The sequence below is a fragment of the Corynebacterium sp. HMSC036E10 genome, from assembly GCF_001836265.1.
GTDB lineage: Bacteria > Actinomycetota > Actinomycetes > Mycobacteriales > Mycobacteriaceae > Corynebacterium > Corynebacterium coyleae.
Genome location: NZ_KV827978.1, coordinates 13747 through 26698, shown reverse-complemented (window position 1 = coordinate 26698; position 12952 = coordinate 13747). Strand labels below are relative to the sequence as shown.

13 protein-coding genes are annotated in these 12952 nt (G+C 63.3%); 9 read left to right on the top strand and 4 right to left on the bottom strand.

Translation table 11 applies throughout. From position 1 onward, the window contains the following. Window positions 1-222: 222 nt before the first annotated feature. Window positions 223-1155: a 1,4-dihydroxy-2-naphthoyl-CoA synthase gene (locus tag HMPREF2736_RS06750; protein ID WP_070829219.1), complete on the bottom strand. Its 933-nt coding sequence runs from the start codon at window positions 1153-1155 to the stop codon at window positions 223-225. Between the two features lie 76 nt (window positions 1156-1231). Here HMPREF2736_RS06750 and HMPREF2736_RS06745 point away from each other — a divergent pair, with 76 nt between their 5' ends. The 8 genes from HMPREF2736_RS06745 (at window position 1232) to HMPREF2736_RS11950 (ending at window position 9631) form a co-directional block, all read left to right on the top strand. Further along, window positions 1232-2407 (top strand): AAA family ATPase, encoded by a 1176-nt coding sequence (locus HMPREF2736_RS06745; protein ID WP_070829218.1) that lies wholly within the window; start codon window positions 1232-1234, stop codon window positions 2405-2407. Window positions 2408-2460: 53 nt separating this feature from the next. Further along, window positions 2461-3423: an o-succinylbenzoate synthase gene (locus HMPREF2736_RS06740; RefSeq protein ID WP_070829217.1), complete on the top strand. Its 963-nt coding sequence runs from the start codon at window positions 2461-2463 to the stop codon at window positions 3421-3423. 62 nt (window positions 3424-3485) lie between these two features. Then, complete coding sequence (locus tag HMPREF2736_RS06735; RefSeq protein ID WP_070820746.1) at window positions 3486-5066, top strand: SLC13 family permease; 1581 nt, start codon at window positions 3486-3488, stop codon at window positions 5064-5066. A gap of 64 nt (window positions 5067-5130) precedes the next feature. Continuing rightward, window positions 5131-5658, top strand: a complete 528-nt coding sequence (locus HMPREF2736_RS06730) for a hypothetical protein (protein ID WP_070820745.1) — start codon at window positions 5131-5133, stop codon at window positions 5656-5658. Window positions 5659-5662: 4 nt separating this feature from the next. Continuing rightward, complete coding sequence (menD, locus tag HMPREF2736_RS06725) at window positions 5663-7300, top strand: 2-succinyl-5-enolpyruvyl-6-hydroxy-3-cyclohexene-1-carboxylic-acid synthase (protein WP_070829216.1); 1638 nt, start codon at window positions 5663-5665, stop codon at window positions 7298-7300. 32 nt (window positions 7301-7332) lie between these two features. Beyond that, window positions 7333-7749 (top strand): DUF3592 domain-containing protein, encoded by a 417-nt coding sequence (locus HMPREF2736_RS06720; protein WP_246815457.1) that lies wholly within the window; start codon window positions 7333-7335, stop codon window positions 7747-7749. A 5-nt stretch (window positions 7750-7754) separates the two neighbouring features. Then, window positions 7755-8948, top strand: coding sequence for a glycosyltransferase family 4 protein (locus HMPREF2736_RS06715; RefSeq protein WP_070829215.1), 1194 nt, complete (start codon window positions 7755-7757; stop codon window positions 8946-8948). Between the two features lie 5 nt (window positions 8949-8953). Beyond that, window positions 8954-9631, top strand: coding sequence for a metal-dependent transcriptional regulator (locus HMPREF2736_RS11950; protein ID WP_083323009.1), 678 nt, complete (start codon window positions 8954-8956; stop codon window positions 9629-9631). Here HMPREF2736_RS11950 and HMPREF2736_RS06705 read toward each other — a convergent pair. From HMPREF2736_RS06705 to HMPREF2736_RS06695, 3 genes are read right to left on the bottom strand one after another with little or no spacing between them, the layout of a single operon-like run. Then, window positions 9532-10455: a metal ABC transporter permease gene (locus HMPREF2736_RS06705; protein WP_070815621.1), complete on the bottom strand. Its 924-nt coding sequence runs from the start codon at window positions 10453-10455 to the stop codon at window positions 9532-9534. The two genes, HMPREF2736_RS11950 and HMPREF2736_RS06705, sit on opposite strands and share 100 nt — an antisense overlap. Next, window positions 10452-11177 carry a metal ABC transporter ATP-binding protein gene (locus tag HMPREF2736_RS06700; protein WP_034997179.1) on the bottom strand — a complete coding sequence of 242 codons (726 nt, stop codon included), beginning with the start codon at window positions 11175-11177 and terminating at the stop codon, window positions 10452-10454. Before HMPREF2736_RS06700 ends, HMPREF2736_RS06705 begins: the two co-directional genes overlap by 4 nt. Then, the gene (locus HMPREF2736_RS06695; protein WP_371325693.1) at window positions 11174-12094 is read right to left on the bottom strand and encodes a metal ABC transporter substrate-binding protein; all 921 of its coding nucleotides are present in this window, start codon (window positions 12092-12094) and stop codon (window positions 11174-11176) included. Before HMPREF2736_RS06695 ends, HMPREF2736_RS06700 begins: the two co-directional genes overlap by 4 nt. Window positions 12095-12253: 159 nt before the next feature. Between HMPREF2736_RS06695 and HMPREF2736_RS06690 the strand changes: the two genes are divergently transcribed. Continuing rightward, on the top strand, window positions 12254-12946 hold the full coding sequence (locus HMPREF2736_RS06690; RefSeq protein ID WP_070452438.1) for a demethylmenaquinone methyltransferase: 693 nt from the start codon (window positions 12254-12256) through the stop codon (window positions 12944-12946). The last annotated feature ends 6 nt before the right edge of the window (window positions 12947-12952 follow it).

Here is a 12952-nt window from a genome sequence, read left to right as displayed (position 1 = left end):
CTGCAGAATCTGTCAGTGGAAGAGGGGGCCGGCGAAAATAGTTCCCGTGGTTGGGCCGGGATGTGGAACTTTCTTGCCTCCCAAGACAGCCGACCTGGGAGAACGCCGCAGCGGTGGAGCCAAAAACCCGAAATAGTTCCCGAGCGGGGAACTATTTTGGGTGGGTGCCGCAGGGCCGCCGGGCCGCCAGCCCGGCAAAGTACCGCCGTACCCCCAAGAAACCTAGTAGTAGAAGGGGAAGTCGTCCCAGCGTGGCGGGCGTTTCTCCAAAAACGAGTCGCGGCCTTCGACGGCTTCGTCGGTCATGTAGGCCAGGCGGGTGGCTTCGCCGGCGAAGACTTGTTGGCCCATGAGGCCGTCGTCGACAAGGTTGAAGGCGAATTTGAGCATGCGCTGCGCGGTGGGGGACTTGCCGTTGATTTCGCGGGCGACCTGGATCGCCTCTTCTTCCAATGAAGCATGCGAGGCAACGATGTTGACCGCGCCCATGCGCTGCATCTCCTCGGCTGAGTAGGTGCGGCCGAGGAAGAAGATTTCGCGGGCGAACTTCTGGCCGACCATCTTGGCTAGGTAGGCGGAGCCGTAGCCGGCGTCGAAGGAGCCCACGTCCGCGTCGGTCTGCTTGAACCGGGCTTCCTCGCGTGAGGCGATGGTGAGGTCGCATACGACGTGGAGTGAGTGTCCGCCGCCGGCTGCCCAACCGTTGACCACGGCGATGACCACCTTTGGCATGGTGCGGATTAACCGCTGGACCTCCAAAATATGAAGACGTCCGCCCTCGGCCTTCACGCGCGCCTCATCGACGGTTTCGGCGGTTTCGCCGCCGGCGTACTGGTAGCCGGAGCGGCCGCGGATGCGTTGGTCGCCGCCGGAGCAGAACGCCCAGCCGCCATCCTTCTGCGAAGGCCCGTTGCCGGTCAGCAGCACCACGCCCACAGAAGGGTCGCGCCGGGCGTGATCCAACGCCTGGTAGAGCTCATCCACGGTGTGGGGGCGAAACGCGTTGCGCACCTCGGGGCGGTCGAATGCGATGCGCACGGTGCCGTCGGCACGCGTGTCGCCGACGTGGCGGTGGTAAGTGATGTCGGTGAAGTTGAAGCCTTCGACCTCGCGCCACTGGCTGGGGTCGAAGGGCTGGGCGGTGGAGTACTGCATGGGGGTAATCGTACTCACGCGTCCGCTTTATACCTCTTTATAACTAGCCCAACCTATAAAGAGGTATAAAGAGGCTATGGTTCAGCGCAGTCCGTACACACCTGGCGTGGTGGCCTCCACCATTTATGGCAGAGACCAAGTTCTTAGGGAGGCGAAGCGCGAGCTTTTCTTTATGGCTCATGATCCTGGGCTGATGGGGCAGGTGAAGGTCTACGTGGGACCCCGCGGCATAGGAAAGACCAGCTTGCTTCGAGCAGTTGAAGCAGAAGCTAAGGCTGAAGGCTTTGAAACCGCCTGGATTACAGCGGGGGACCGGCCACTTTTCAATGCCCTTTTGGACAAAATCGGCGAGATTGCTCGCAGCTGGAAGGATGAGGCTGGAGAAAAGCTGCTCGGGCTGTTGTCGTCGCTGCGGGTTGAAGCGTTTGGTGTTTCGGTTGGAGGATCTCAACCAGTTGAAGGCCCGAGGCCAGATGCGTCGGGATATGGAGACCAAATGCAGCGCGCGCTTGTTGATGCAGCGGAAACGATCCGGGGCAGGGCTAGTGGAATGGTTGTTTGTATTGACGAGATTCAGTCGGCTGATGCAGATGGCCTGCGCTCGCTTGCGTACGCGTGGCAGCAGATGCAGGCAGAAAATGCTGAGCTCCCTCTCGCCATCTTTGCAGCTGGGCTCAGTCATAGTCAGGATGTGATTACCGATGCTGTGAGTTTTGCAGAGCGCTTTAGTTATGTGCATCTTGAATCTCTGGACCGAGAACACGCTGAGGAAGCATTAGTACAACCGGCGAAGAAGAAGGGCGTGAATTGGTCTCCGGCCACGCTCCAGGAAGCTGTCCGTTTAGCAGGCGGCTACCCGTATTTCATTCAGGTTGTAGGCGATCTGGTGTGGCAAGCGGCCGATTTTCCGGACCCTGGCACTTTTATTGACCTAGCAAACCTCAAACATGTAGCGGATCGATTCCAAGAAACTCAGTTGACCATGTTCCGCTCCCGGTGGCACAAAGCTACCGACGTGGAGAGGGAATTCATTAGCGCAATGGCTGAGGATCTAGAGCCACAGGTGAAGCGAGGCGATATCGCCGAGAGAATGGGCCGACCTACAACCGGAATCAGCATGGTCCGTAGATCTTTGCTTGACAAGGGATTAATCGAGGAAAGTGGTTTCGGCTACTTGAGGTTCACTGTTCCGGGGTTCGCCGAATTCGTGAGAAAAGAGCGGGGCGGGCAGGAGCGTGAGGCTCGTGGTTGACGTTTTATACCTCTTTATAACTACCCCAACCTATAAAGAGGTATAAAGCACCCATGACCCCATCCGTTGACGAGATCCTCGAGCGCGCCCACGTTGTCGCGCTGCCCATGGCTGTGAAGTTCCGCGGCATCACCACGCGTGAGGCCTTGCTTATCGACGGCCCCGCCGGCTGGGGCGAGTTCTCCCCATTCGTCGAATACGCCCCCGGGGAGTCCGCCGCTTGGCTGCGCGCCGGACTGGAGGCGGCGTTCACCGGCCTGCCGGAGGCGCACGGCACTGTGGAGGTCAACGGTACGATTCCCGCGGTCGAGGACGTCGAGCCTGTGCTCGCGCGCTACCCGGGGGTTAACACGTTCAAGATCAAGGTCGCTGAGCCTTCGCAGTCGCTTGACGACGACATCCGCCGCGTCGCCGCGGTCCGTCGCCTCCGCCCCGACGCGCGTTTGCGTGTCGACGCCAACCGTGGCTGGACCGTCGACCAAGCCGTCGAAGCGGCGGAGAAGCTCGGCGAGTTGGAGTACATCGAGCAGCCGTGCGCCACGGTGGAGGAACTTGCGGAGGTGCGCCGCCGCACCAGCACCCCGATTGCTGCGGACGAGTCGATCAGGCGTGCCGCCGACCCGTACCGCGTGGCTGAACTGAACGCGGCGGACGTGGCGGTGTGCAAGGTCGCCCCGCTTGGGGGAGTGGCCAACCTGGTCACCATCGCGCGCGACCTGCACCTCGATGTCACTGTCGCTAGCGCTTTGGATACTGCCGTCGGCATGGATGCGGGGTTGATCGCGGCGAAGCTCACCGGTTCGCGTGCGGCGGGGCTGGCAACCCAGCGCCTGTTCGTGGAGGACGTTGCGGAGCCCCGCGTCATGGAAAACGGCGAACTTGCTATCACCCGCACTACCCCCGATCCGGAACGCCTCCACGGGCTTCGCGCCCCAGGTGAGCGCAGGGATTGGTGGTTCGCCAGGGTCCGTGCGTGCATGGCTGTGCTGGAGCAGGATCCCTCTTTCCGGGTGTAATTGTCCGATTTCTTATCGCATTCGCGTGTGGGATCCGGGGGCAGTCGGCTAATCTTTCGCCCATGTCGACTCCCGTGATGCACGAATCTGCCTCGCTTTCAGAAGGCGACCTGGCAAAAGCGCCCGAACCTGGCGAGTGGCGCCGCCAACTTATCGGCCTGATCACCGGTGTGGTGCTGGCTGTTTTGGTGTATTTCTTGTTCCCTGCCAACGCTGCTGAGACGGTGTTGCAGTCCTCCGGTGCGAAGGAGGGGGTGGAGTACTCCGCGGACACGATGCGCATCGTCGCTGCCACCACTGTGTTGATGGGTGCGTGGTGGATGACGGAGGCCATCCCGCTGGCCGCCACCGCCTTGGTGCCGATTGCGGTGTTCCCGATCGCAGGTGTGGCTCCGTTTAAGGAAGTGTCCTCGCCGTACGCTTCGGCGACGATCTTCCTGTTTATGGGTGGCTTCCTGATGGCGCTGGGTCTGCAGCGTTGGAACCTGCACCGCCGTCTGGCTCTGGTGGTGGTCAAGATTGTCGGTACTTCGCCGAAGCGCATCATTTTGGGCTTTATGCTGGCCACTGGCTTTATGTCCATGTGGGTGTCTAACACTGCTACCGCTGTGGTCATGCTGCCGATTGGTACGTCGGTGCTCATGCTGACCGCGGACACGGTTGGTGGCATGAAGAACCAGCGGAAGTTCGCTACCGCGCTCATGCTTGCTATCGCGTACTCGGCTTCCATTGGCTCCCTGGCCACGCTGATTGGTACTCCGCCGAACGCGCTGCTGAAGGGCTACATGGAGGAGGCCCACGGCATCGTTATCGGTTTCGGTCAGTGGATGCTGGTCGGCCTGCCGGTCGCGGTTGTGTTCACCTTCATTGCTTGGTGGTTGCTGATCACGGTGTTCAAGCCGGAGGTTGACACCATTCCGGGCGGCAAGGAGCTGATCGACGATGAGATTAAGAAACTCGGTGCCTGGACCTTCCCGCAGGTTGCTGTTGGTGTGATCTTCCTCGTCGCCGCGCTTGCCTGGATTTTCATCCCGCTGGGCCGCAATCACTTCGGTTGGGATTTCCCGTACGACGACGCGATCGTCGGCATCATCGCCGGCATGCTCATGTTCATCATCCCGGGCACCTCTGACGGCAAGCGTCTGTTGGACTGGAAGACGGCGAACGAGATGCCGTGGGACGTGCTGATGCTCTTCGGCGGCGGTTTGTCTCTGTCGGCGATGTTCACCGCAACCGGCCTGTCCCTGTGGATCGGTGAGAAGGCGAAGGGCCTGTCCAGCTTGCCGATGTTCCTGCTCATCTTCGCCATCGCCGCGCTGGTGCTGCTGCTGACGGAGCTGACCTCCAACACCGCAACGGCTGCGACCTTCCTGCCGATCATGGGTGGTGTGGCCGTTGGTATCGGCCTGACCGAGGCGACCGAGATGAACGTTCTGCTGCTGGCTATCCCTGTTGCGCTGTCTGCAACGTGTGCGTTCATGCTGCCGGTGGCAACTCCGCCGAACGCGATCGCTTACTCGTCCGGTTACGTCACCATGGGCGAGATGATCAAGGGTGGTGTGTGGCTCAACGCGATTGCGTTGGTGCTCATCTCCCTGGCTACGTACTTCATCGCAGTACCTGTGTTTGGGCTGGTGCTCTAGGAGCATTCTGCTTATCGACGACGCGCCCCGGCAGTTCTCCTGCCGGGGCGCTAGTCTATTTGCCATGGATAACGAGACGAGACAGTACGGCCGTCCAGGCGACGAGCCGCAGCGCCCGCGCCCGAGGCAGTACTTCCCGGACCATTCCGAACAACAGGCCCAGTACGACGATCAGTACTACCAGCCGCAATACCAGCAGTACGAGCCCCCGTACGAGCCCCAGTATCAGGAGCCGTACCAGCCGGAGCCGCAGAAGGGCTCGAGTGCCGCGTCGATTGCGCTGGGTGTGTTCGCAGCGTTGGCGTTCATTGCAGCTGTGGTGCTGTTTTTCCTGTGGCAAGGGGCGGCAGCGGATGCCAAAAAGCAGCCGTTGACGGAGACGGTCACCCAGACGACCACCGCGACGGAGACCACGACTACGACGACGACGAAGTTCCCGTCGATCTTCCGCGACCGCGAGGAAGCAACCTCGATGTTGCCGCCGGAGCCGCTGCCGGATGATGTTGAGATCCCGCGCGATGTTCGGGACAGTGCCCGCGATATTCTCGACCAGATCCGCGACGGCGCGGACCAGTTTCTCCAGGAGCAGTAGGTAGATGGCAACGGCTATGGAATTGGCTACGGCGGTGGCGGGGGTCGTCGCAAAGCATTGCACTGATGTGGTGATGAGCCCGGGTTCGCGCAACTCGCCGCTGGCGTACGCGCTGCTCGCGCGTCGCGACATCACGGTGCATATGCGTATCGACGAACGCTCCGCCGCCTTCACCGCCCTCGGCCTCGCACGCGTGCAGCGCCGACACGTTGGCGTGGTGATGACCTCGGGCACGGCGGTGGCGAACGCGTACCCGGCGATGATCGAGGCGCATATGTCGCACACGCCGCTTGCCGTGATCAGCGCCGACCGCCCGGAGCGCCTCGTGGGCACCGGTGCCAGCCAGACCATTTGGCAGCAGGGCATCTTCGGCCGCTACGCCGAGACCCAACAGGTGGCGGACGAGGCGGCGGCGGAAGCGATCTCGTTCGACGCCGGCCAAGTACACATCAACGTTGCGCTGGACACCCCGCTCGTGCCGGACGCGCTGCTAGAGCCGGTTGGCGAGCCGCGCCGGGTCGGCCCGGGCGTCCTCGCACGCGGTGCGCTCGCAGGCTCGGGCGCCGGGTTCGTCGACCATGGAGTCGTGGACATCGACCTGACCCGCGACACGCTGGTCATCGCCGGCGACGAGGCCTGGGAAGTACCCGGCCTGGAACACGTGCCCACCATCGCTGAGCCGACGGCGCCGACCCCGTTCCACCAGGTCCACCCGTTGGCTGCGCGGTTCTTCGCGCAGTCGGAGGTGGCCATCTCCCACGACGGGGGTGACTTCGCCGCGTCCACCAAGCCGGAACAGGTCGTTGTGGTGGGGCACCCGACGCTGCACCGCGACGTCATGGCGCTGCTGGCGGATCCGGACATCACGGTCATCGGCCTGTCGCGCACCGAGACGTTTACCGGCCAGCCGGACCTGCGCGGCTCGCGCGTCAACGCCACGGGCCAGCCGACGGATACCTGGATCAAGATCTGCGAGGCCGCCGGCGAGGTCGGCGCCGACACCGTGCGCCAAGCCCTTGCGGAGGAGCAGTTCGGCTTCACCGGCCTGCACGTCGCCGCCGCCGTGTGCGACACCCTCGCGGTGGGCGACACGATGGTGCTCGGCGCGTCGAACCCGGTGCGCGATGCCTCCTTTGTCGGCATGCCGTTCGACGGCGTGGACACCTACGCCGCCCGCGGTGCCGCGGGTATCGATGGCACCGTCTCCCAAGCTGTCGGCATCGCCCTTGCCACCCAGGCACTGCGTGCGGACGAGATCCGCGCACCGCGCACCGTCGCGTTGCTGGGCGATCTGACGTTCCTGCACGACATCAACGGTCTGCTCATCGGCTCCGACGAGCCGCGCCCCGGCAACCTGACCATCGTGGTGGCCAACGACGACGGCGGAGGCATCTTTGAAACCCTCGAGCCAGCAGCGGAGCCGGTGCGAGACGTCTTTGAGCGGGCGTTTGGTACGCCGCATGGGGTGGTCGTCGAGAAGCAAGCGCTCGCGTACGGGGCGAACTACCGCCGCGCCGAATCGCTTGCGGAACTGCACCAAGTGCTGCTTGAACTCGAGGCCCAGCCCGACGGCATCACAATTGTGGAGGCCGTGACCACCCGCGAAACCCGCCGCGCGCTCGCGCAGCGACTGGCCAAGTAATGCGCTGGCGCAGACGCGCACACCAAGCCGTCATGGCGCTCTACGGATGCGCCGTGCTCGGCTGCGTTGCCATGGTCGCAGGGCCCGCGCTTCACGACGCCCAAATCCACGCCAACCCCGGCCGCGGCGTCGCCACCGTCACCGACCAAACCCGGCTGCGCACCTACGTGGAGTACGAAACCGAAGACGGCCGGCTCGTCTCACCGCGCGACGGGGTGCTCTATCCCACCGGGCTCGGCCCCGGCCAGCAGGTGTGGGTGACCTACGCCAAGAACAACACCGAGCTGGTCAAGGTGGAAGGCCGCGGGTGGGCGCTCTCGCTCATCCCCGCCCTGTCGGTGCTGGCCGTGGCGACGATTATCGCCGCCCTGGCCTGGCTCGCCGTAGGAAAAATTCACGTCCGGTTCAGCCGGAATTCGACCGAAGTTTCACGTCAACTGGGAGAGTAAACAGCATGCGAGTGGGAATCGTCGCCGAGTCCTTTCTGCCCAACGTCAACGGAGTGACCAACTCCGTCCTTCGCGTCCTTGAGCACCTCAAGCGGGAGGGCCACGACGCGATCGTGATCGCGCCTGGCGCCCGCGAGTTCCAGGACGAAGTTCCTGACTACCTTGGCTTTGAGATCGTGCGGGTGCCCACCGTCATGGTGCCGTTGATCGATTCGCTGCCCATCGGCGTTCCCACCACCACCGTCACGGCAGCACTGTCGCAATTCAAGCCGGACATCATCCACCTGGCCAGCCCGTTCGTGCTCGGCGGAGCGGGGGCGTTCGCGGCCCGCCAACTCGGTGTGCCCGCGGTCGCGCTCTACCAGACGGACGTGGCTGGCTTTGCCACGAAGTACCAACTGTCCACCCTGGCCACCATGGCGTGGGACTGGACCCGCACCGTGCACAACATGTGCGAAATGACGCTCGCGCCGTCGTCGGAAACGATCAAGGCGCTGGAGGAGCACAACATCAAAAATATCCGCCATTGGGGCCGTGGCGTGGATGCGGAACTGTTCCACCCGTCGAAGCGCTCCGACATCCTGCGCCGTTCGTGGGATCCGACCGGTACGAAGAAGATCGTCGGGTTCGTCGGCCGCCTCGCCGCGGAGAAGTCCGTTGACCGCCTCGCCCCGCTGGTTACGGAGCCGTCCATCCAGTTGGTCATCGTCGGCGGCGGCCCGGAGCGCGAGGCGCTTGAAGAGGTTTTGCCCAACGCCGTGTTCACCGGCCCGCTTTCTGGCGAGGAGCTCGCCCGCGCGTATGCCTCGCTCGACCTGTTCGTGCATACCGGCGAGTTTGAAACCTTCTGCCAGGCCATCCAGGAAGCTCAAGCCTCGGGCGTGCCCACGATCGGCCCCCGCGCTGGCGGCCCCGTTGACCTCATCGAGCACGGCGTCAACGGTTTGCTGCTCGACGTGGCCACCTTCACCGAGGAACTCCCTGACGCAGCGCGTTGGCTTCTCGACGACACCCGCCACCCCGAACTCACCACCACCGCCCGGGAGTCCGTGGCAGATAAGACCTGGGAGGCGCTTGGGCAGCAACTCCTTAGCTACTACACCGAGGTGCTTGGCTCCTACGAACGCAAGGTGATTCACCTGTTCGGCCGCGATGTTGCACTGCCGCGCTGGGTGCCGGTGAAGCGCAAAGTAGACTGACGGGCATGTCTGTCGGCGACCTGTCTACCAGCACTCAGAACTACCTCAAAGGCATTTGGGCCCTTTCGGAGTGGTCGGATGCGCCGGTGACGTCGTCGTCAGTGGCAAAGCACCTTGGGCTGCGGAAATCCACGGTGTCGGACGGGGTGCGCAAACTTGGCGAGCAGGGACTTGTCACACACAAGCCTTACGGCACGATCGAACTGACCGAACTCGGCCACACGTATGCGGTGGCGATGATCCGCCGCCACCGCCTCATTGAAACGTTTCTGGTGGAAGCCCTCGGCTACACCTGGGACCAAGTGCACGACGAGGCGGAAACTCTCGAGCACTCCGTGAGCGACTTCATGGTCGAGCGCATCGACGCATTTCTTAACTACCCCACCCGCGACCCCCACGGTGACCCCATCCCCTCAGCCAGCGGGCGTGTCGACACCCCCGAAGCCGTCCCGCTGACCGGCGTGCAACCGGGCCAGACGGCCACGATTGAACGCATTGCCGACGACGACCCGAAACTGCTGCAATTCCTGGACAGTCACGGGCTTGTCGTCGGCGCAACCCTCGAGGTTGGGGAGGGTGCCCCTTACTCCGGCGCGGTCGCGGTGCGGCTGGCCGGCGCGGCGGAGGCGGTGCCGCTTGGCGAGGAAGCCACGGACTCCGTCTTCGTGCGCGTGGATGCGTAGCGACGACCCCGCAGCACCCCGTGCGGGCCGAACAGGTACACCACACCAAACACCACACCCTGTGCGAGCACGATCATGCCGCCGGAGGCCGTGTCGAGGTAGTAGGAGCAGTACAGGCCCACAATCGCACATGCCGCCGACATGGTCGGGGCGATGATCAGCATCGTGCCGAACTTGTTGGTGAGCAGGTAGGCGGTCGCCCCCGGGATGATCAGCATCGCCACCACCAGGATCACGCCAACGGCCTGGAGTGCCACCACTGATGTCAGCGCCAGCAGTGCCAGCAGGGCCGCACCGAGCAGGCGCGGATTCAACCCAATCGCGTGTGCATGGGTGGGATCGAACGCGTAGAGGGTGAAGTCGCGCCGCTTGAGCACCAGCACGCTCAACACGATCGCGCCCAGGATGGCCACCTGAAGCAGGTCCCCACGGGACACACCAAGCAGGTTGCCGAAGATGATGTGGTTCAGATCCGTGTGCGAAGGGGTTACCGAAATGAGCACGAGCCCCAGCGCGAACATGGTGGTGAACACGATGCCAATGGCCGCATCCTCCTTCACCCGGGACGTATCGCGCACCAGCCCGATCAGTGCCACCGCAAGGAACCCGAACACCACCGCGCCAACGGCGAACGGCACGCCCAGAATGTAGGCCAGCACCACGCCCGGCAGGACAGCGTGGCTTACCGCATCGCCCATCAGCGACCAGCCAACCAGCACCAGCCAGCACGACAACAGCGCGCACACAACCGACGCCACTAGCGACGTTGCAAGCGCACGCATCATGAACTCGTACCCAAACGGCTCCGTAAGCAGCGCAATCATGCCGACACCCCCATTCCGAAGCCCTGCACCAAATTGTCCGGCTCTAACACCACTTCAGTCGGGGCGTGCATCAACACCCGACGGTTCAACAGCACCGTCTCCGGCGCGAGTTGCGGCAGGGCGACCAGATCGTGCGTCACCACAAAAATAGTGGTGCCTTCAGCGGCGAGGTCGCGCAACAGCTCAGTGATGGTGGCCTCGGAATGTTTGTCCACGCCGGCGAAGGGTTCGTCGAGAAGCATGATGCTCGCGCCCTGGGCGATACCGCGCGCGATGAACGCACGCTTCTTCTGACCGCCCGAAAGTTGGCCGATCTGGCGGTCTGCGAACGACTCAAGGTGGGTGCGCTCTAACGCGCGATCCACAGCCGCAATGTCCTCCGCACGCGCGTGGCGGGTAAAGCCCATGTGGCCGTAGCGGCCCATCATGACCACGTCGCGCACGGTGACCGGGAACTGCCAGTCCACATCCTCGCTCTGCGGGACGTAGCCCAGCACCTGCGTCTTGCGGGCGCGCATGGGGTCGATGCCGTTGATACGAACCGTGCCGCGATCCGGCTTGACCAACCCCATGATCGCCTTGAGTAGCGTGGATTTGCCCGCGCCGTTCATCCCGATCAGCCCACAGATACGGCCTGGTTGGACGCTCAAGGTTGCGCCGTCGAGCGCTACGACGTCGCCGTAGCGCACCGCAACATCGTCAACCGCGATTGCGGGGATCACTGCTTGCCCCCGTTCAAACCGTCGATGATCACCTTCGTGTCGTGGCGAATCAGATCCAGGTAGGTCGGCACCGGACCGTTTTCCTCAGAAAGCGAATCGACGTAGAGGGTGCCGCCGTACTCCGCGCCGGTGGCCTTCACGACCTGCATCATCGGGGCGTTAGAGACTGTGGATTCGCAGAACACCGCTGGGACGTTGTTTTCCTTCACAAACTCGATCGCGCCGGCGATCTGCTGCGGGGTGGCTTCCTGCTCAGCATTGACTGGCCAGATGTAGCGCTCGGTTAGCTTCGCGTCGCGGGCCAGGTAGGAGAACGCGCCCTCACAGGTCACCAAGGCACGCTGCTTGTCGGGGACGGCGGCGAGCTTGGTCTCCAGCTCGTCTTGCACAGCCTGCAGTTCGTTTTTGTATTTCTCGCCGTTGGCCTTGAAGTCTGCGGCGTGTTCCGGGTCGAGTTCGCTGAACGCGTCAACGATGTTGTCCACGTACTTCTGCACGTTCACCGGGCTCATCCACGCGTGCGGATTGGGCTTGCCGGCGTAGGCGTCCTCGGCGATGTCGATCGGCTCGACACCCTCGCTGACCACGGCGTGCGGCACATCCAGATCGGCGACAAACTGGGCGAACCAATTCTCCAGGTTCATGCCGTTATCCAAAATCAGGTCCGCGTCGGCGGCACGAGAAATGTCGCCGGGGGTGGGCTCGTAGCCGTGGATCTCCGCACCAGGCTTGGTGATGGATTCCACCTTGAGGTGATCGCCCGCAACGTTCGCGGCGATGTCCTGGATCACGGTGAACGTTGTGAGCACGACAGGGGTGTCTTTGCCGCCTGCTGCATCAGTGCTTTCTTCAGAGCAGCTCGCCAGGCCGAGGGAGAGAGCAGCCGTAGCGACGAGCGCAAGCACTTTGGTTTTCATCATGTCGTTCCTTTGCGTTGGGAGCGTGGAGGGGAGCAGGCAATCTGTGTGCCCACGCTGGCGAATAATAAAGTTCGGTATGCCGAACTGGCAAGTGGCGTAAGGGCGTACAGCCTACTTTTGTGGGTGGCGAAGTAGACCGAAGTAGACTGACCAACCATGGCCAAGGCGGATCTGGAGAAAAAGCCCTTCGACGTTGCCGGAATGTTCGACGACGTGGGCAAGAACTACGACAAGACGAACACCGTGTTGTCGTTCGGGCTGGACAAATACTGGCGACGACGCACCCGCGAACGCCTCGAACTCAAACCAGGGGAGAAGGTGCTCGACCTCGCCGCAGGCACCGCCGTGTCCACCGTCGAGCTCGGTAAATCCGGCGCGTGGGTCGTGGCGTGCGACTTCTCCCAGGGCATGCTGGCCGCCGGCAAGGACCGTAAGGTGCCCAAGGTGGTCGGCGACGCGATGTACCTTCCGTTTGCCGACAACACCTTCGACGCGGTGACCATCTCCTACGGGCTGCGCAACGTCCATGATTTCGAGGCCGGCTTGCGCGAAATGGCGCGTGTGACCAAGCCCGGCGGGCGCCTTGTGGTCAACGAGTTCTCCACCCCCGTCATCCCAGGATTCCGCACCGTGTACAAGGAATACCTGCCACGTGCTGTGCCGGCGCTGGCCAAGGTATTTTCCTCCAACGCGGAGGCCTACGAGTACCTTGCGGAATCCATCCGCGCATGGCCCAACCAGGAGGAGCTTGCCGCGGCGATCAACGCCAACGGTTGGGAAGACGCCGGCTGGCAAGATCTCACCGCCGGCATCGTGGCGCTCCACAGCGCCGTCAAGCCGCTCGACTAAGCCGCG